The organism is Duganella sp. Dugasp56, from assembly GCF_047304105.1.
Taxonomy (GTDB): Bacteria; Pseudomonadota; Gammaproteobacteria; order Burkholderiales; family Burkholderiaceae_D; genus Rugamonas; species Rugamonas hordei.
Genome location: NZ_JBGLYQ010000008.1, coordinates 130,151 through 148,168, shown reverse-complemented (window position 1 = coordinate 148,168; position 18,018 = coordinate 130,151). Strand labels below are relative to the sequence as shown.

Annotated in this window: 15 protein-coding genes; 11 read left to right on the top strand and 4 right to left on the bottom strand. The window is 65.1% G+C overall.

Annotation, left to right across the window (positions count from 1 at the left end; translation table 11 throughout):
• The first annotated feature begins 28 nt into the window (after positions 1-28).
• The 4 genes from ACCD07_RS07630 (at position 29) to pcp (ending at position 4,822) form a co-directional block, all read left to right on the top strand.
• Entirely contained in the window at positions 29-2,377 is a 2,349-nt protein-coding gene (locus tag ACCD07_RS07630) for a TonB-dependent receptor (protein ID WP_413446998.1), read from the top strand.
• 70 nt (positions 2,378-2,447) lie between these two features.
• Positions 2,448-3,149, top strand: a complete 702-nt coding sequence (locus ACCD07_RS07625) for a DUF969 domain-containing protein (RefSeq protein WP_176654582.1) — start codon at positions 2,448-2,450, stop codon at positions 3,147-3,149.
• Positions 3,146-4,102, top strand: coding sequence for a DUF979 domain-containing protein (locus tag ACCD07_RS07620; RefSeq protein ID WP_413446997.1), 957 nt, complete (start codon positions 3,146-3,148; stop codon positions 4,100-4,102). Before ACCD07_RS07625 ends, ACCD07_RS07620 begins: the two co-directional genes overlap by 4 nt.
• Positions 4,103-4,171: 69 nt before the next feature.
• Positions 4,172-4,822, top strand: a complete 651-nt coding sequence (pcp, locus tag ACCD07_RS07615) for a pyroglutamyl-peptidase I (protein WP_176654580.1) — start codon at positions 4,172-4,174, stop codon at positions 4,820-4,822.
• Positions 4,823-4,833: 11 nt separating this feature from the next.
• Here the strand turns inward: pcp and ACCD07_RS07610 are convergent, their stop codons facing one another.
• Genes ACCD07_RS07610 through ACCD07_RS07600 form a run of 3 tightly spaced genes read right to left on the bottom strand, consistent with a single transcriptional unit; the run spans position 4,834 to position 7,819 of the window.
• Positions 4,834-5,742 (bottom strand): LysR family transcriptional regulator, encoded by a 909-nt coding sequence (locus ACCD07_RS07610; RefSeq protein WP_176654579.1) that lies wholly within the window; start codon positions 5,740-5,742, stop codon positions 4,834-4,836.
• A gap of 29 nt (positions 5,743-5,771) precedes the next feature.
• A complete protein-coding gene (locus ACCD07_RS07605; RefSeq protein ID WP_176654578.1) occupies positions 5,772-6,683 on the bottom strand; it encodes a pseudouridine-5'-phosphate glycosidase in 912 nt (303 codons plus the stop codon).
• A 5-nt stretch (positions 6,684-6,688) separates the two neighbouring features.
• Positions 6,689-7,819 carry a carbohydrate kinase gene (locus tag ACCD07_RS07600; protein ID WP_413446996.1) on the bottom strand — a complete coding sequence of 377 codons (1,131 nt, stop codon included), beginning with the start codon at positions 7,817-7,819 and terminating at the stop codon, positions 6,689-6,691.
• 223 nt (positions 7,820-8,042) lie between these two features.
• On the opposite strand from ACCD07_RS07600, the gene xapA reads away from it, so the two are divergent.
• From xapA to ACCD07_RS07565, 7 genes are all read left to right on the top strand, one after another.
• A complete protein-coding gene (gene xapA, locus ACCD07_RS07595) occupies positions 8,043-8,882 on the top strand; it encodes a xanthosine phosphorylase (protein ID WP_176654576.1) in 840 nt (279 codons plus the stop codon).
• A 52-nt stretch (positions 8,883-8,934) separates the two neighbouring features.
• A complete protein-coding gene (locus ACCD07_RS07590) occupies positions 8,935-10,128 on the top strand; it encodes a phosphopentomutase (protein WP_413446995.1) in 1,194 nt (397 codons plus the stop codon).
• Positions 10,125-11,081, top strand: coding sequence for a deoxyribose-phosphate aldolase (deoC, locus tag ACCD07_RS07585; RefSeq protein WP_176654574.1), 957 nt, complete (start codon positions 10,125-10,127; stop codon positions 11,079-11,081). Before ACCD07_RS07590 ends, deoC begins: the two co-directional genes overlap by 4 nt.
• 27 nt (positions 11,082-11,108) lie before the next feature.
• Positions 11,109-13,490 carry an aldehyde dehydrogenase family protein gene (locus ACCD07_RS07580; RefSeq protein WP_413446994.1) on the top strand — a complete coding sequence of 794 codons (2,382 nt, stop codon included), beginning with the start codon at positions 11,109-11,111 and terminating at the stop codon, positions 13,488-13,490.
• An 80-nt stretch (positions 13,491-13,570) separates the two neighbouring features.
• Positions 13,571-14,893 carry a thymidine phosphorylase gene (gene deoA / locus ACCD07_RS07575; protein ID WP_413446993.1) on the top strand — a complete coding sequence of 441 codons (1,323 nt, stop codon included), beginning with the start codon at positions 13,571-13,573 and terminating at the stop codon, positions 14,891-14,893.
• A gap of 11 nt (positions 14,894-14,904) precedes the next feature.
• Positions 14,905-15,312 carry a cytidine deaminase gene (locus ACCD07_RS07570; protein WP_176654572.1) on the top strand — a complete coding sequence of 136 codons (408 nt, stop codon included), beginning with the start codon at positions 14,905-14,907 and terminating at the stop codon, positions 15,310-15,312.
• A 6-nt stretch (positions 15,313-15,318) separates the two neighbouring features.
• The gene (locus ACCD07_RS07565) at positions 15,319-16,539 is read left to right on the top strand and encodes a nucleoside deaminase (protein ID WP_413446992.1); all 1,221 of its coding nucleotides are present in this window, start codon (positions 15,319-15,321) and stop codon (positions 16,537-16,539) included.
• A 1-nt stretch (position 16,540) separates the two neighbouring features.
• Here ACCD07_RS07565 and ACCD07_RS07560 read toward each other — a convergent pair whose 3' ends face one another.
• Positions 16,541-17,956 carry an HD domain-containing phosphohydrolase gene (locus tag ACCD07_RS07560; RefSeq protein ID WP_413446991.1) on the bottom strand — a complete coding sequence of 472 codons (1,416 nt, stop codon included), beginning with the start codon at positions 17,954-17,956 and terminating at the stop codon, positions 16,541-16,543.
• Positions 17,957-18,018 lie beyond the last annotated feature (62 nt).

Here is an 18,018-nt window from a genome sequence, read left to right as displayed (position 1 = left end):
CCTACACAATAAATAGGGAGCAGCACTCATGAGCAAAAAAAGTAGTGGTTACGCAGCGCGATCGCTGATCGCCCTGGCTGTCGCAAGCGCCTTCCCGCTGCACGCAGCAATGGCGGCCGACGCCGCCGCCGCAGCAGCAACGGAAGCCGCCGAAGGCCAGGCCGCAGCGGCCAGCGCCCCGGACACCGCCACCAAGGGCCAACTGGAAACCGTGATCGTGACCGCGCAGCGCCGCGCGGAAAACATCAAGGACGTGCCGATGTCGATCGCCACGCTGAAGGGCGACAAGCTGGACGTGCTGACTTCCGGCGCCGCCGACATCCGCTTCCTGGCCGGCCGCTCGCCATCCGTCAACGTGGAATCGGACTACGGCCGTACCTTCCCGCGCTTCTACATTCGCGGCCTGGGCAACACCGACTTCGACCTGAACGCTTCCCAGCCCGTAGGTCTGGTGATGGACGATATCGTCCAGGAAAACGCGATGCTGAAGGGCTTCCCTGTGTTCGACGTCGACCAGGTTGAAGTGCTGCGCGGCCCGCAAGGCACGCTGTTCGGCCGCAACTCCCCGGCCGGCGTGATCAAGTTCGACTCCGCCAAGCCGGTGTTCAAACAGGAAGGCTATGTCACCCTGGGCGTGGGCAACTACTCGTCCAAGACCGCCGAAGGCATGTTCAACATCCCGGTCAGCGACACCGTGGCACTGCGCTTCTCCGGCACCACCCAGCACCGCGACAACCGCGTGCACAACACCAATCCGGTCGCCAACACCGGCACCAAGGACTTCGAAGGCTACGGCGACAACGCCTTCCGCCTGCAAGCCCTGGTCAAGCCGAACAAGGACCTGGACGTGCTGTTCAACTACCATGAGCGCGACTACCACGGCAGCGCCACGCTGTTCCGCGCCAATATCATCAAGAAGGGTACCAACGACCTGGTCGACGGCTTCGACTACGGTTCCTACCCGACCGACGGCCAGAACTACCAGAGCCTGAGCACCAAGGGCGGCAACATCCGCCTGAAGTACAACATGGACGACATCACGCTGCACTCGATCACCGGCTACGAAAAGCTGAAGTTCTACAGCCGCGGCGACGTCGATGGCGGCTACGGCTGCACGCTGTTCTGCGGCCCTGTGCAAGCGGCCAAGGGCAGCGGCCCTGGCGTGATCCCGTTCCCGGTCGAGACGGCCGACGTGCTGCCTAACCACAAGCAGTTCTCGCAGGAGTTCCGCGCCGAGTCGAACTACAAGGGGCCGCTGCAGTGGATCGGCGGCCTGTTCTTCTTCGACGAGAGCATCCAGATCGACAGCATCAGCTTCGACTCCTTCACCCCTGGCAATCCACAGAACGCGGCCTACGCGCAGCAGTTCCAGAACGCCAAGTCGTGGGCCGCCTTCGGCTCGCTGAACTACACGGTGACCGACAAGTTCAAGATGCGCGGCGGTATCCGCTACACCAGCGACAAGAAGGAATTCTCGGCCTCGCGCTATGAACCGCCTGCAAGCTCGGGCCCGTTCAACATCAACAACACCTCGCACAACGTGAGCTGGGACCTGAGCGGCACCTATGAGCTGGACAAGACCACCAACCTGTTCGCCCGCGTCGCCACCGGCTACCGCGCACCGTCGATGCAGGGCCGCCTGAACGGCCTGACCGACAAGCCATCGTTCGCCGGCGCCGAGAAAGCGCTGTCGTATGAAGCCGGTATCAAGCAGGACCTGTTCGACAAGCGCGCGCGCCTGAGCGCCTCGGTGTTCCAGTACCGCGTCAAGGACAAGCAGCTGACGGCAGGTAGCGGCGCTGTCAACATGAATCAGCTGATCAACGCTGAGAAAGTGACCGGCCAGGGTGTCGAGGTGGACTTCCAGGCCAACCTGAGCGACGAGTTCAGCATGACCCTGGGCGGCAGCTACAACGATACCGAGATCAAGGACAAGAACCTGTTCGTCCAGTACTGCGGTAACGTGAACAACAACCCAAGCAGCGGTTGCACCCCGACCAATGCGCCAGGTCCGTTCGCCGGCACCTCCAAGATCGACGGCAACCCGCTGCCACGCGCACCGAAGACCCAGCTGAACTTCACGCTGAAGTACAGCAAGGACATCGGCAACGGCGAGTTTTACGCCTACACCGACTGGACCTACCGCAGCAGCTACAACTTCTTCCTGTACGAGGCGCCTGAGTACAAGGCCAAGCCTCTGACCGAAGGCGGCGTACGCGCAGGCTACAAGTGGGGCAACGGCAAGTATGAAGTGGCGCTGTTCGGCCGCAACATCACCGACAAGCAAGTCCTGATCGGCGCCATCGACTTCGACAACCTGACCGGCATGTTGAACGAGCCGCGCACCTGGGGCGGCACCTTCAAGGTTAACTTCTAATCCAGGATAACCGCTAAAATCCCCGCACTGCCGCAAGGCGTGCGGGGATTTTTACATTGGGGAGCCTCTCTTGAATCACACCGTCGTCAACCTGTGGCCGCTGCTGGGCGTGGCCGTCATCATTCTCGGCTTTGCCCTGCGCGCGCATCCGGTGCTGGTGGTGATCGCCGCCTGCGCCGTCACCGGCATCGCCGCCGCCATGCCGGTCGAAAAGCTGCTGGCCACCCTGGGCGCGGCTTTCATCAAGACCCGCAACCTGCCGCTGATCCTGCTGCTGCCGCTGGCGGCCATCGGCCTGCTGGAGCGCTACGGCCTGAAGGAGCATGCGCAGACCTCGATCGCGCGCATCAAGTCCGCCACCACCGGCCGTCTGCTGATCGTCTACCTGGCGATCCGCGAGTTGAGCGCGGCCTTCGGTCTGACCAGCATCGGCGGCCATCCGAACATGGTGCGTCCGCTGATCGCGCCGATGGCGGAGGGTGCCGCCGAGGTGCGCTATCCGGCGCTGACGCAGGAACTGCGGCACCGCATCCGTGCCATGTCCGCCGCCACCGACAACGTCGGCCTGTTCTTCGGCGAGGACGTGTTCGTCGCCTTCGGCGCCATCCTGCTGATGCAGACCATCCTGCGCGGCGAGGGCCTGGAAGTCGATCCGCTGCACATGGCGATGTGGGGCATACCGACGGCGGTGACCGCGTTCATCATCCACTCGTGGCGCCTGCACCGGCTCGACGCGCACATCGCGCGCGCGATGCTGAAGGAGGGAGCATGATCCTCAAATTGGAGTACTTCTACGACGTCCTCGGCGTGATGCTGCTGGTGGTCGCGTTGATGGCGCTGCGCGATCCGCACAATCCCAAGCGCTATTCCAGCGCGCTGTTCTGGGCGCTGTATGCGGTGGTCTACCTGGCCGGCGACTATCTGCCTCCGGTGGCGGCGGGCGTGCTGATGGTGGTGATGGCGCTGATCGCCGGCTTCGGCGGCGTCGCGCTGGGCCGCTACGGCGACCGCACGCCGCAGGAACGCAAGAGCAGCGCGCAGCGCCTCGGCCACCGCCTGCTGATACCGGCGCTGATCATTCCCTTCACCACGGTGATCGGCTCGACCTTGCTGAAGGACGTGCACCTCGGCGATTTGTTACTGCTCGATCCGAAGAACGCCACGCTGGTCAGCCTCGGTTGCGGTTCGCTGTTCGCCGTCGCCACCGCGTGCTGGCTGACGCGCTCGACGCCGCTGCAGGCGATGCGCGAATCGCGCCGCCTCGTCGACCATCTCGGCTGGGCCGTGGTGCTGCCGCACATGCTGGCGGTGCTTGGACTGCTGTTCACCGAGGCCGGTATGGGCAAGGCGGTGGCGCACGTGGTCACCTCGTACATCAACATGGATGTGCGGCTGGTGGCGGTGGCGGTGTACTGCGTCGGCATGGCGCTGTTCACCGTCATCATGGGCAACGGCTTCGCGGCCTTCCCGGTGATGGCGGGTGGCGTCGGCATCCCGGTGCTGGTCGGCGTGTACCACGCCAATCCGGCGGTGATGGCGGCCATCGGCATGTTCAGCGCCTACTGCGGAACGCTGATGACGCCGATGGCCGCCAACTTCAACATCGTGCCCGCGGCCTTGCTGGAGCTGCCCGACAAGAACGCCGTGGTGAAGATACAGGTGCCGACCGCGTTGCCTTTGCTGCTTGCTAATATTGCACTGCTCTATTTCTTGATGAACATGTGATGAACATGTGCGAAGCAAGAAGTTGGAGTAGAGTAATGCTCTGGCAGGATGCAATCGGAGCAAACGTAGATGGAAAAGATAATATTGTTGACGGGCTTCGAGCCCTTCAACCAGGAGACCATCAATCCCTCGTGGGAAGCGGTGAGATCCCTGCAAGGCTGGCGTGAAGGCGATTTCATCGTCCACGCGCGACAGCTGCCATGCGTGTTCGGGCGTGCCAACAAGGTGATGCACCAGGCGGTGGAAGAGCTGCAGCCGAGTATTGTGATCGCGGTGGGCCAGGCCGGTGGCCGCGTGGATTTATCCATCGAGCGGGTGGCGATCAATATCGACGACGCGCCGATCGCCGACAACCAGATGCGGCAGGTCGTCGACCAGCCCATCGTCAACGGCGGTCCGGCGGCTTATTTTTCCACGCTGCCGATCAAGGCCATCGTGCATGCGTTGCGTGAAGCGGGCCTGCCGTCGTCGGTATCGCAGTCGGCCGGCACCTTTGTCTGCAACCACGTGTTCTACGGCTTGATGCACCAGGCCCACGAGTGGGGCACGACGATGCGCGCCGGTTTTATCCATATCCCGTACCTGCCGCAGCAGGCTGCTGCGCATCCGGGTTCGGCCAGCATGAAGCTGGAGGACATGGTGGAAGGCCTGCGCATCGCCATCCGCACCACGCTCGCCCACGACGTCGACATGCGCGAGGCGGGCGGCGTTACCCATTAGTTACCGAGTAATCAATCGGCGCGCGCGGGCGGATTCAGGATGTTCAGGAAGGCCCGCACCACCGGTGCATCGTCCAGCGTGGTGTAGGTGATGTACAAATTCGCCGACGGCGGATTGGTACGGATCGGCAGGAACACCACGCCCGGCCAGCCGATGCGGCTGGTGGTCTCCGGCAGCAGCGCCACTCCCAAGCCCGCACCGACCATCGCCAGCAGCGTTTGCGGTTCGGACGCCTCCTGGAAGATCGTCGGCTGGAAGCCGGCCTTCACGCAGCACTGGATCAGGTAGCGCGGGAACGACGACTTGTCGAGCGCCAGCGTCAGCATCGGCTCGTCGGCGATATCCATCAGCTCTATCGATTCATGCTTGGCCAGCGGGTGATGCTCGTTGATGGCCACGCACACGTCTTCGCGGAAGCACAGTTCCTGGCGCAGGTTGTCCTGCTTCAGGTCGTCCTCGTCGAGCTTGGGCTCGCGCCAGAAACCGACGTCGACCTGCTTGGCGCGCAGCGCCTCGTACTGCAGCGTCGGTCCCAGCTCGTGCAGCGTCCACGTCACGCGCGGGAACTTGGTCTGGAACTCTTCCAGCAAACTGGGGATCGGTCCCCACATCGCCGAGCCGACGATGCCCACGCGCAGTCGGCCCACCTCGCCGCGGTCGATCTGGCGGATGGTGTCGATCGTCATGCGCATCTTGGCCAGCAGGTCGGACGCCTCGTTCATCAGCGCCTTGCCGGCCACCGTCAGCTCGAAGGTGCGGGTGGTGCGCGCGAACAGCTTGACGCCAAGCTCGCTCTCCAGCTTCATGATCTGCTGGCTCAGTGGCGGCTGCGAAATATGCAGTCGTTCGGCCGCGCGGCTGAAACTCTTTTCTTCGGCCACAGCGAGAAAGTACTTTAGTTGTTTCAGGTCGATGGACATGGCGGGTCTTGGGCGATGTGGGTTCGAGTTTAGTTCGATTGCATGGCGACGGCCAGCGCCGCACCGCAGCGGGCGTTGTTCTTCACCAGCGCGATGTTGGTGGCAAGGCTGCGGCCTTCCGTCAGCTGCTTGATGCGGCCCAGCAGGAACGGCGTGACGTTCTTGCCGGTGACGCCTTGCGCATCGGCTTCCTGCAAGGCTTGCGCGGTGATGGCGTCGATCTCCGCCTTCGGCATCGCCTCCGCCGCCGGCACCGGATTGCTGACCACCACGCCACCCTTCAAACCCAGCTGCCACTTGGTGTGGATGAAGGCCGCCTGCTCGGCCGGCGTATCGAGCTGGAAGTCCGCGTTGAAGCCGCTCTCGCGCGTGAAGAAGGCGGGGAAGCCGCGCTGGCCAACGCTGATCACCGGCACGCCGTGCGTCTCCAGGTATTCCAGGGTCAGGCCGATGTCGAGGATGGACTTGACGCCGGCGCAGACCACAGCCACCGAGGTGTGCGCCAGTTCCTGCAGGTCGGCCGAGATGTCGAAGCTGGTCTCGGCGCCGCGGTGCACGCCGCCGATGCCGCCGGTGACGAACACGGTGATGCCGGCCAGCTCGGCGCAGATCATCGTGGCGGCGACGGTGGTCGCGCCCAGTTTGTTTTGCGACAGCACGTAGGGCAGGTCGCGGCGGCTGACCTTCATCGCGTCGGGCGAGGTGCCCAGCAGTTCCAGCTGTTCGTCCGACAGGCCGATGCAGATCTTGCCGCCGATGACGGCGATGGTGGCCGGCACGGCGCCGCCGTCGCGGATGATCTGCTCGACCTCGCGCGCCATCCGCACGTTTTGCGGATACGGCATGCCGTGCGAAATGATGGTCGATTCCAGCGCGACGATGGCTTTGCCGGCGGCGCGGGCGGCGGCTACTTCCGGCGAGAAGAGTAGGAATTGGTGCATGGTGTTCAGCCTTGGAGAGGGAAGAGCGGAGCGCTCATATCGAAATCGTGGATCTCGTCGAGTACGTCGGCGGCGAGCAGGGGGGAAACGGTGTCCGGGCTTTCCAGCGTCATCGCGGCGACTTTCAGGCCGCGCCGGCAGGCCAGCGTCAGGTCGTCGCTGCCCTGGTACAGCGACCAGCAGACAGCGGCCGAGAAGGCGTCGCCGGCGCCGGTGACGTCGACCACCTCGACCTGGTGCGCGGCCAGCCATACCAGCTCGCCGCCCTTGGTGTGGAACACGCCCTGGCTGCCGCAGGTCACGATGACATCCCGCGCGCCCTGCGCCTGCACGTCGCGGCAGGCGGCGCGCACGTCGGCCTCGGTCGGCAGCGCGCGGCCGGCGCGGGTTTCCAGTTCGCCGCGATTGAGGATCAGCAGGCGCAGGCCGTCCAGGCTGGCCGGCAGGCGCGCCATCTTCGGCTGCGACACGGCGACGATCACCAGCGGCACCTTGTCGGCGCGGGCGCCGGCCAGCAGCGTGGCGATGCTGTCGGCCGGCAGGTTGAGGTCGACCACCGTCATCGCGGCGGCGGCGCGCTGCGGCTGGCGGCTGTCGAGGAAGGCGGGCGTGATGCGGTCGTACAGCGCCATGTCGGCCAGCGCCACCACCAGCTCGCCGCGGTCGTCGAGGATGGCGGTGTAGGTGCCGGTGGCTGTTTCCGACAGCTTCAGGCTGCCGCGCGTGTCGATGCCGGCGCTCTCTGCGTGGTCCTGCAGCGTGCGGCCGGCACTGTCGTCGCCCAGCGCCGTCAGCAGCGAGGTCGGCAGGTTCAGGCGCGCCAGGTTCTCGGCGATGTTGCGGGCCACGCCGCCATAGACTTCCTCGGCGGTGGCGGGATTGGAGGTGCCCAGCTGCATCGGTGCGATGGTGCGCAGCTTGCGGTCCAGGTTGGCGGCGCCTATGCACATGACGGGGCGCTGGTCCGGCAGCACGTAGGCGCGGCCCAGCAGGCGACGCTCGCGTATCAGGCCGGCGATGTGGCCGGCCACGGCGGAACGCGACAGGCGCAGTTCGACCGCCAGGTCTTGTTGGGAGATGAAGGGGTTGGAGCGGATCAGCTGGTACAGCTGTTCCTTTTTGGAAGAATCGGTCACGGCAGCATCTTTTAGACAATTGTCCGTCATGATAAACATTTGTTCATTCTGAGTCAAACCCCGAGTCAAACGCGCTCTGCGGCTCAGTTTTCATTGATTTATAATACCCCTTATTTATATGGTTTTTGTATAAATGATGAAGAAAAATGGTATTTGCCATACATATGGACGATGATGCATAGTGTCAGCTTCCCCAGCCACAACAGAAAAACAGAGGATATACATGTCTAACAATTCCCCATTCCAGGCAGCTGACATTATTCGCGCCCGTATCCCAGCCGGCTTCAAGCCGCGCGTGGCGATGATCCTTGGTTCGGGCCTCGGTGTGCTGGCCGAACAAATGACCGACGCGGTCACCATCAGCTTCAACGAACTGCCGGGCTTCCCGATCTCCACCGTGCACGGCCACGCCGGCGAACTGGTGGTGGGCACGCTGTCGGGCGTGCAGGTGGTGTGCATGAAGGGCCGCGGTCACGTCTACGAAGGCTACGGCCTGGGCGTGATGACCAGCGCCGTGCGCACCATGAAGCTGCTGGGTTGCGAGATGCTGTTCGTGACCAATGCCGCCGGTTCGCTGCGCACCGAAGTCGACGCCGGTTCGCTGGTGGCGCTGACCGACCATATCAACTTCCTGCCTGGCACGCCGATGATGGGCCCGAACGACGAGCGCTTCGGCCCGCGCTTCTTCAGCATGGCCAACGCCTACGATGCCGACCTGCGCGCGCTGCTGAAGTCCTCGGCCGCCGAGAAGAACGTCCCGATGCACGAAGGCGTGTACATCGCCTACGCCGGTCCGAACTTCGAAACGCCTGCGGAAATCCGCGCCTTCAAGACGCTGGGCGCCGATGTCGTCGGCATGTCGGTGGTGCCTGAAGTGGTGTCGGCCCGCCACTGCGGCCTGAAGGTGGTCGGCGTGTCCGCCATCACCAACCTGGCAGAAGGCCTGTCGCCGTTCCCGCTGTCGCACGAGCAGACCCTGAAGTACGCAGCCGTCGCGGCGAAGTCGCTGATTGAAGTGATCCTGGGCTTCCTGGCCAACGTGGCCAAAACGCCGCAGGCGTAAGATTCCCGAGGGGCGGCTGGTCCGCCCCTTTGTTTTTAAGGAGTTCGATATTATGAAACGCGCATTTATCCTCTTGCTCGATTCGTTTGGTCTGGGCGCCACGCCCGATGCCGCGAAGTACAACGACGTCGGCGCCAACACCTTCGGCCACATCGCCGAGTGGGCCGCCAAGAGCGGCAAGCCGATGTCGCTGCCGACCATGGAAAAACTCGGACTGGCCGCCGCCGCCCATACCGCCAGCGGCCAGTGGGCCGCCGGCTTCGAACAACGCGAAGGATTCACCGCCGCCTACGGCGCCGCGCGCGAACGCTCGACCGGCAAGGACACCCAGTCCGGCCATTGGGAAATCGCCGGCGTGCCGGTGGAATTCGACTGGGGCTACTTCCCGAAAACGATGCCGTCGTTCCCGGCCGAGCTGACCCAGAAGCTGCAGGAACTGACCGGCGTGCCGGGCTTCCTCGGCGACTGCCACGCATCGGGCACGGAGATCATCAACAAGCACGGCGACGAGCACGTCGCCAGCGGCAAACCGATCATCTACACTTCCGCCGACTCGGTGCTGCAGATCGCGGCGCACGAGGAATCGTTCGGCCTGGAGCGCTTGTATGAAGTGTGCGAGATCGCCTTCAAGCTGGTCGAGCCGTACAACATCGGCCGCGTGATCGCGCGTCCTTTCACCGGCGCCAACGGCAACTACACCCGCACCACCAACCGTCACGACTACGCGGTCGCGCCACCGGCGCCTACGCTGCTCGACCACGTGAAGAACGACGGCGGCGAAGTGATCGCCCTCGGCAAGATCAGCGACATCTTCGCGACCCAGGGCGTATCGCGCCTGGTCAAGGGCAAGGACAACATGGCGCTGTTCGACGCGCTGCTGAAGGTGGAAGAAGAAGCCGGCGACAAGTCGCTGACGTTCGTGAACTTCGTCGACTTCGACCAGGCCTTCGGCCACCGCCGCGACGTGACCGGCTATTCGAACGCGCTGCACGAGATGGATGCGCGCCTGCCCGAGTTCATCGGCAAGCTGAAAGAGGGCGACCTGGTCGTCATCACCGCCGACCATGGCTGCGATCCGACCTGGCCGGGCTCCGACCACACGCGCGAGCACATCCCGATGATCTTCTTCGGTCCGGGCGTGAAAGCGCGCCAGCTGCCGATCTCCGAAACCTTCTCCGACATCGGCCAGACCCTGGCCCATCACCTCGGCGTCAAACCACTTTCCCACGGAAGCAACCTGTTATGAGCATTGATTTCAAGCGCAACGAGGCGGTCCCACTGGACCTGGGCTGGATCAACCACATCCACATCAACAAGAGCGCGGCCGACCGCCGCGCCGCCAGCCTGGCGAACCGCCGCACGGTGAAGAAGGAGTTCCAGGCCGCTTGGCTGGTCAAGGCCATCGGCCTGATCGACCTCACCACGCTGTCCGGCGACGACACCCCGGGCCGCGTCGAGCGCCTGTGCATGAAAGCCATGCGTCCGCTGCGTTCGGACCTGGTCGAGGCGCTGGGCCTGCAGGACGTCAAGCTGACCACCGGCGCCGTCTGCGTCTACCACGAGATGATCAAGCCGGCGGTGCAGGTGCTGCAAGGCCGTTTGCCGATCGCCGCCGTGTCGACCGGCTTCCCCGCCGGTTTGACCAGCATGGAAACCAAGGTGCGCGAGATCGAGCTGTCGGTGGCCGCGGGCGCGACCGAGATCGATATCGTCATCACCCGTCAGCACGTCTTGACGGGTAACTGGCAGGCGCTGTACGACGAGATGGTCGCCTACCGCAAGGCTTGCGGCGAAGCGCACGTCAAGGCCATCCTGGCGACCGGTGAACTGGTCACGCTGGAAAACGTCGCCAAGGCGTCGTGGGTGTGCATGATGGCCGGCGCGGACTTCATCAAGACATCGACCGGCAAGGAGCCGGTGAACGCGACGATCCCCGTGTCGCTGACGATGGTGCGCGCGATCCGCGAGTACCACGAGCAGACCGGCTTCAAGATCGGCTACAAGCCTGCGGGCGGCGTCGGCACGGCCAAGGCCGCGCTGCAGTACCTGACCCTGATGAAGGAAGAACTGGGCAACGAGTGGCTCGAGCCGCACCTGTTCCGCATCGGCGCATCAAGCCTGCTGACCGACATCGAACGCCAGCTTGAGCACTATGTGACCGGCAACTACTCCGCCGCTCACCGCCACGCGCAACCATAACGCAGCTTACAAGACTACGGACACGTCATGCCATCAATTAAAGAGATCCTGAACACTATGGAATACGGCCCAGCACCCGAAAGCCAAAAAGAAGCGCAAGCGTGGCTGGAGCAGCACGGCCGCACCTTCGGCCTGTTCATCGACAATCAGTGGAGCGAGCCGGGCGAACTGTTCGCCTCGACCAACCCGGCCGATGCCGCCAAGCTGGCCGACCTGACGCAAGCCACCGGCAGCGACGTCGATCGCGCCGTCGCAGCCGCGCGCGCCGCGCAGCCGGGCTGGCAGGCGCTGGGCGGTCACGGCCGCGCCAAGGTCATGTACTCGCTGGCGCGCCTGATGCAAAAGCATGCGCGTCTGTTCGCGGTGCTGGAAACGCTGGACAATGGCAAGACCATCCGCGAAACCCGCGACATCGACCTGCCGCTGGTCGCGCGCCACTTCTACTACCACGCCGGCTGGGCACAACTGCAAGCCGAAGAATTCAGCGACTACCGCGCCGTCGGCGTGGTCGGTCAGATCGTGCCGTGGAATTTCCCGCTGCTGATGCTGTCGTGGAAAATCGCTCCGGCCATGGCCGCCGGTAACACCATCGTCTTCAAGCCAGCCGAATTCACGTCGCTGACCGCGATGCTGTTCGCCGAGATCTGCGTGCAAGCCGGCGTGCCGGCCGGCGTGATCAACATCGTCACCGGCGACGGCCGCGTGGGCGAAGCGATCGTCAACCATCCCGGCATCGACAAGCTGGCCTTTACCGGTTCGACCGAAGTGGGCCGCCTGATCCGCATCGCCACGGCGGGCAGCGGCAAGAAGCTGTCGCTGGAACTGGGCGGCAAGTCGCCGTTCATCGTATTTGACGACGCCGACCTGGATGCCGCCGTCGAAGGCCTGGTCGATTCGATCTGGTTTAATCAGGGCCAGGTCTGCTGCGCCGGTTCGCGCCTGCTTGTGCAGGAATCGGTGCAGGATAAATTCCTGGCCAAGCTGCGCGCCCGCATGGACAAGCTGACTCTCGGTTCGCCGCTGGACAAATCGATGGATATCGGCGCGCTGGTCGATCCGGTGCAGCAGCAGCGCATCGCCGGCCTGGTGGAGTCGGCCCGCGCCGAAGGCTGCGATGTGTACCAGCCGAAGTGCGAAATCCCTGCCAACGGCTCGTGGTTCCCGCCGACGCTGATCACCGGCGCATCGACTTCCGCCGCTGTGGCGCAGGCCGAGATCTTCGGCCCTGTGCTGGTGGCGATGAGCTTCCGCACTCCGCCGGAAGCCGTGCAGCTGGCGAACAACACCGTCTACGGCCTGGCCGCCTGCGTGTGGACCGAGAACATCTCGCTGGCGCTGGATGTCGCGCCGCAGATCAAATCCGGTGTGGTGTGGATTAACACCGCCAACCAGTTCGACGCCGCCTGCGGCTTCGGCGGCTACCGCGAATCCGGCTTCGGTCGTGAAGGCGGCCGCGAAGGCATGTACGAGTACATGACCGCGCTGTCGGAAGATGCGCGCCCTGCGGCGCCGGTGGTTGAGGCGAAGGCCAAGCCTAAAGCCGCTCCTGTATCTGGTGGCGCGTTCGCCATCGACCGCACCGCCAAGCTGTACATCGGCGGCAAACAGGCTCGCCCTGACGGCGCCTACAGCCGCGCCATCCACGGCGCCGACGGTTCCTTCATCGGCGAAGTCGGCGAAGGCAACCGCAAAGACATCCGCAACGCGGTGGAAGCGGCGCACAAGGCGGGCGGCTGGGCGAAAGCCACGTCGCACAACCGCGCGCAGGTGCTGTATTACATCGCCGAAAACCTGGCCGCGCGCGGCGAGGAGTTCGCCGCCCGCATCGCCGCCATGACCGGCACCAGGAACGCTGAAAAAGAAGTGCAAGCTTCGATCGAGCGCCTGTTCTACTACGCCGCGTGGGCCGACAAGTACGACGGCCTGGCGCACCAGCCGCCGATGCACGGCATTACCGTTGCGCTGAACGAGCCGGTCGGCGTGATCGGCATCGTCTGCCCGAACGAGTCGCCGCTGCTGGGCTTCATCTCGCTGGTGGCGCCTGCGATCGCGCTGGGTAACCGCGTGGTGGTGGTGCCATCGGAAGCGCATCCGCTGTCGGCGACCGATTTGTACCAGGTGCTCGACACGTCGGACCTGCCGGACGGCGTGGTCAATATCGTCACCGGTTCGGCGGACGAGCTGGCGCGTACGCTGGCTTCGCACTCGGATATCGACGCGGTATGGCGTCACGACGGTTCGGCCGAAGGTTGCGCGGAAGTGGAGCGCCTGTCGGCCGCATCGCTGAAGCGTACCTGGGTTGGCGGGGCCAAGGGCCGCGACTGGTACAGCACGGCGCAAGCCGGCGGCCGCGCGGTGCTGGCGCATGCGTCGCAAGTCAAGAACGTCTGGATTCCTTACGGCGTCTAAGTAATAGCTCAGTAATACGGGCGGGTCCGCGGACCCGCCCTTGTGCTTTCAATACCCAATAATTTGAAGTGGAGAATTCCATGTTTTTACCCCAAGAGATCATTCGCAAGAAGCGTGACGGCGGCGTCCTGAGCGCCGAGGAGATTCAGTTCTTCGTCGGAGGCATCACCTCGAACCGCGTCACCGAAGGCCAGATCGCCGCGCTGGCGATGGCCGTCTTCTTCAACGACATGACCATGGACGAACGCGTCGCCTTCACACTGGCCATGCGCGATTCCGGCGAAGTGCTGGACTGGCGCTCGCTGGACCTGCCAGGCCCGGTGGTCGACAAACACTCCACCGGCGGCGTCGGCGACGTGGTCTCGCTGCTGCTCGGCCCCATGGTCGCAGCCTGCGGCGGCTTCGTGCCGATGATCTCCGGCCGCGGCCTGGGCCACACCGGCGGCACGCTGGACAAGTTCGATTCCATCCCCGGCTACACCACCGTGCCGACCAATGAGCAGTTCCGCAAAGTAGTCAAGGAAGTCGGCGTCGCCATCATCGGCCAGACCTCGTCACTGGCGCCGTCGGACAAGATCTTCTACGGCGTGCGCGATGTGACCGCCACCGTGGAATCGGTCGCCATGATCACCGGCTCCATCCTGTCGAAGAAGCTGTCGGCGGGCCTGGATGCGCTGGCCATGGACGTCAAGGTGGGCAGCGGCGCCTTCATGCCGACCTACGACAAATCGGTGGAACTGGCCGACAGCATCGTCAAGGTCGGCAACGGCGCCGGCATGATGACCTCGGCCATCCTGACCGACATGAACGAATCGCTGGCGCCATACGCCGGCAACGCGCTGGAAGTGCGCGGCGCGATGGACTACCTGACCGGAAAATCGCGTCCTGCGCGCCTGCACGAAGTGACGATGGCGCTGTGCGCCGAGATGCTGGTGCTGGGCAAGCTGGCCGCCACCGAAGAAGAAGCGCGCGCCAAGCTGCAGGCGTCGCTGGACAGCGGCGAAGCGGCCGAGCGCTTCTCGCGCATGGTGGTGGCGCTGGGCGGCCCGGCCGACCTGATGGATAATCCGGACAAGTACCTGGAGCGCTCGCCTATCATCGTGCCGGCGCCTGCGCTGGTCTCCGGCTATGCCGCCACCGCCAACTGCCGCGACATCGGCCTGGCCGTGGTGTCGCTGGGCGGCGGCCGCCGCCGCGCCGCCGATCCGATCGACTTCGCCGTCGGCCTGACCGATCTGGCCGGCCTGGGCGACAAGATCGAAGCCGGCCAGCCGCTGGCGATAGTGCATGCGCGCACGCAGGAAGCCGCCGAGCAGGCCATTCGTGAAATCCAGGCGGCCTACCAGATTGCCGACGCCGCACCGGCCGCGAATCCGGTCATCTACCGCACGATCCGTCCATAAGAGAGCCGGTCATGAACAAACAAGAACTGATCGCCGAAGCCGCCGCCGCGCGCCTGAAGGCTTACACGCCGTACTCGAACTTCAAGGTCGGCGCCGCGCTGCAGACCAACGATGGCAAGGTCTTCCATGGCTGTAACGTGGAGAATGCTTCCTACGGCCTGTGCAACTGCGCCGAGCGTACCGCCTTCTTCAGCGCTTTCGCACACGGCTACAAGCCGGGCGATTTCAACCAGTTGGTGGTCATCGGCGAGACCGACGGTCCTATCGCGCCGTGCGGCGCCTGCCGCCAGGTGATCCTGGAATTGGGCGGCAACGAGCTGCCGGTGCTGCTGACCAATCTCAAAGGCGACATCTTCGAGACCACCGCAGCCGGGCAACTGCCGAACGCGTTCGGCGGCGCCGACCTGAAAAGGAAGTAAGCCACCTTGGCCTTCAAGAAGACTATCGATGTGCAGGCGGCCGTCGCGATCGCGGCGGCTGAAGCCATTGCCGCGAAAACCCAGGGCACCTTCGGCGTCGGCGGCCTGATGCTCGACCAGCACGGCAACGTGCTGCAGTCGCTGCACAACAACGTCATCAAGCAGGGCCTGATCTTCGACCCGACCGCGCACGGTGAACGCCAGTTGATCGACTGGTACTACGCCGAGCGCGCCAAGGGCCGCGAACTGCCCGCGCCGGAAGACATCACCATCGTCACCTCGCTCGACCCCTGCTGCATGTGCAGCGGCGCGATCCTGGCAGGCGGCTTCAATGTGGTGGTGGCGGCGCCGGACCGCAACGCCGGCGTCAACTTCGACGAAAGCGCTGGCTTCAACGCGCTGCCGGAAGCGCTGCGCCAGCAGGCGGCGGCAAGCTTCAGCTACCCGGCCATCCTCGGATCGTCGCTGTACGCGCGCGCCGGTTCGGGCGCCACGCCGAAGTCCTTCTTCATCGGCAAAACCATCTCCGAACCGACGCAAGCCTTGTGCGCACTGGTGTTCGAGGCCACGTCCGGCGAGGTGATGGAGCTGTTCAATACCGATCTGCCGCAGCAGCAATTGAAGTGCCCACTGACTCTGCCGCCCGACCACGCCATCGTGCACGCCTTGAAGCAGCTGTATCCCGACGCGCTGGCCTACCGCTGCACCCCGCATCAGCCGGACGTGGGCCTGGCGCCGTTCCTGAAGCAGGCGATGGCGCGCGACCGCGAACATGGCGGGGCAGGGGATGCGGTGGCCTTGCTGGATTCGTTCGGCAACCTGCTGCTGTGCATGCCGGGGCGGATGACGCAGTCTGGCATCCGCAGCGCCTTCATGGAAACCACGCGCGCCTACGCGCAGCTGCGCTACAAGCTGATGGCCGGTGCCACGGTGGCGCAGCAGGACGAAGTGCGCCGCTACCTGGGCCATCCGAAGGACGGCACCTTCGTCTTCGCCAAGGGGCCGGATGCCGGCGCGGTCAGCTTCATGAACCTGGGCGCCTACGGCTCGACCATGGAAGGCCCGCTGCCGCTGAAGAATCCGACGCAGTTCCAGTACGTGCTGCCGGCCATGCCCGAAGCGGAACTGGCCGCGCTGTGCGCCGCCATGCCGCCGCTGTACCGCAGCGTCATCCGCATTCGCCCGACCCAAGTCGCCGACCCGGACCTGGTCGCGGCCTTGTCCTGAGCTACAACAGCCGTAGCGTCGATGCCTTCAGCGTGGCGGCGGCACGTGTGGTGCATCCCAGCTTGCGGAACACATTCTCAACGTGGGTGCGCACGGTGCTCGGGCTGATGGCCAATGCGCGCGCCACTTCCTTGTTGGTCTGTCCGAGGCTGATGCCCCGGAAGACTTCAATCTCCCGCTCCGTCAACACGATGTTGGTGTGAACCGCCGCCGGCATCGTGCCGCCGGTCACCGCGCGCACGGCGCCGGCGTCGAAGCGGCCGCCTGCTGCTTCCGATTCCAGCACTGCGCGGGCCTGTTCCAGAGTCATCGCGGCCCGCCATGGCCGCGCCGATTGCAGCGCCACCCATGCGGCGGCAGCGGCGACGATGAGGCCCTCGAGCGGGATGGCGGCGCCGGCGCAGGCCCTGAACGCGCCGCTGCCGTCGAGCCGCTCGGCGGCATATGAGCCGATATGGGCGGCGTCCGACAGGGTGCCCAGGCGCGCCGTGGAGCGACTGGTCCAGTATGGCGCCAGCCGCAGTTGCTCCCGCGCCGCCGCCGACAGCCGGCCGACGGTATTCCACACCGTGTTCGGCACCGCCGCGCGGCCGATGCCATGCAGCAGGCCGGCCCGGTAGCAGCGCTGCGCGGTCTCCGCTTCAAGACCCATGGCCAGCGCGCCGCAACGGGCCGCTTCCGCCACCCGGCGCGAATAGCCCGTCATCCAGGGCAGCTTGAGATCGATCACGTCGGCCAGCAACTCCAGCGGCACCATGTCCCCGGTGGCGGCCCCGAACGCCAGGTCGGCGTGCCAGCTCTCGTCGCGGTCCAGTACCTCCAGCCACTGCGAGGCATGACGCACCGCCACCGCGGCCAGCGCAGCCGGGTAGGCGTGCCCGCTTTTGTGGACGATGATGGACAAGGCCCGCTCCAGCCCCTGCACGCGGCTGAGCACTTCCACGTCGCTGGCCAGGGCAACGATGAAGACGCTCGGGCTGGCGCCGTCGGCCGTGGAGAAGATCGAGCGCAGCGCCAGTTCAACGTCGTCCGATACATTCAGCATGCGGGCGACGTCGCCGGATACCTCGCAATGGATCTCGGCCAGCCGCTGCATGTCGCCGTGCAGCCGTTGGCCCATCAGTGCATAGGCGGGATCGTCCAGCTTCTGCGACAGCATCAGCGCCCTGCCTTCGACGTCGTCGCCCAGCAGCTCGCTGAATTCGGGGGCGTTGGCCGTGCAGCCCGACCAGCGCAGCAACGCGACTTGCGGGACGGCCGTGCAGTCCGCATCGCCGCAGCCGGCCGCTTCGGCGATGCGAGAGGCCAGCCACGCGGTCCGCAGCGAGTGGTCGGTGGGCTGGCCCATGGTCAGGTCGCCGATATAGGCCAGCGCGTGCATGGTGTCGGTGACGGAGGCGGGGGTATCAAGGTTCATGGACCGATTATAGCGAGCGGCGCGGCATCGCAGGCATCGGACATTCGACCGATTCCCCGGCG

What these genes read in the sequence shown, in the direction of transcription:
- ACCD07_RS07560 (WP_413446991.1), bottom strand. Translation starts at nt 17,956, where the DNA reads ATGAACCTTGATACCCCCGCCTCCGTCACCGACACCATGCACGCGCTG.
- xapA (WP_176654576.1), top strand. Translation starts at nt 8,043, where the DNA reads ATGTCTAACAATTCCCCATTCCAGGCAGCTGACATTATTCGCGCCCGT.
- ACCD07_RS07610 (WP_176654579.1), bottom strand. Translation starts at nt 5,742, where the DNA reads ATGTCCATCGACCTGAAACAACTAAAGTACTTTCTCGCTGTGGCCGAA.
- deoC (WP_176654574.1), top strand. Translation starts at nt 10,125, where the DNA reads ATGAGCATTGATTTCAAGCGCAACGAGGCGGTCCCACTGGACCTGGGC.
- deoA (WP_413446993.1), top strand. Translation starts at nt 13,571, where the DNA reads ATGTTTTTACCCCAAGAGATCATTCGCAAGAAGCGTGACGGCGGCGTC.
- ACCD07_RS07605 (WP_176654578.1), bottom strand. Translation starts at nt 6,683, where the DNA reads ATGCACCAATTCCTACTCTTCTCGCCGGAAGTAGCCGCCGCCCGCGCC.
- ACCD07_RS07630 (WP_413446998.1), top strand. Translation starts at nt 29, where the DNA reads ATGAGCAAAAAAAGTAGTGGTTACGCAGCGCGATCGCTGATCGCCCTG.
- ACCD07_RS07590 (WP_413446995.1), top strand. Translation starts at nt 8,935, where the DNA reads ATGAAACGCGCATTTATCCTCTTGCTCGATTCGTTTGGTCTGGGCGCC.
- ACCD07_RS07570 (WP_176654572.1), top strand. Translation starts at nt 14,905, where the DNA reads ATGAACAAACAAGAACTGATCGCCGAAGCCGCCGCCGCGCGCCTGAAG.
- ACCD07_RS07580 (WP_413446994.1), top strand. Translation starts at nt 11,109, where the DNA reads ATGCCATCAATTAAAGAGATCCTGAACACTATGGAATACGGCCCAGCA.
- ACCD07_RS07620 (WP_413446997.1), top strand. Translation starts at nt 3,146, where the DNA reads ATGATCCTCAAATTGGAGTACTTCTACGACGTCCTCGGCGTGATGCTG.
- pcp (WP_176654580.1), top strand. Translation starts at nt 4,172, where the DNA reads ATGGAAAAGATAATATTGTTGACGGGCTTCGAGCCCTTCAACCAGGAG.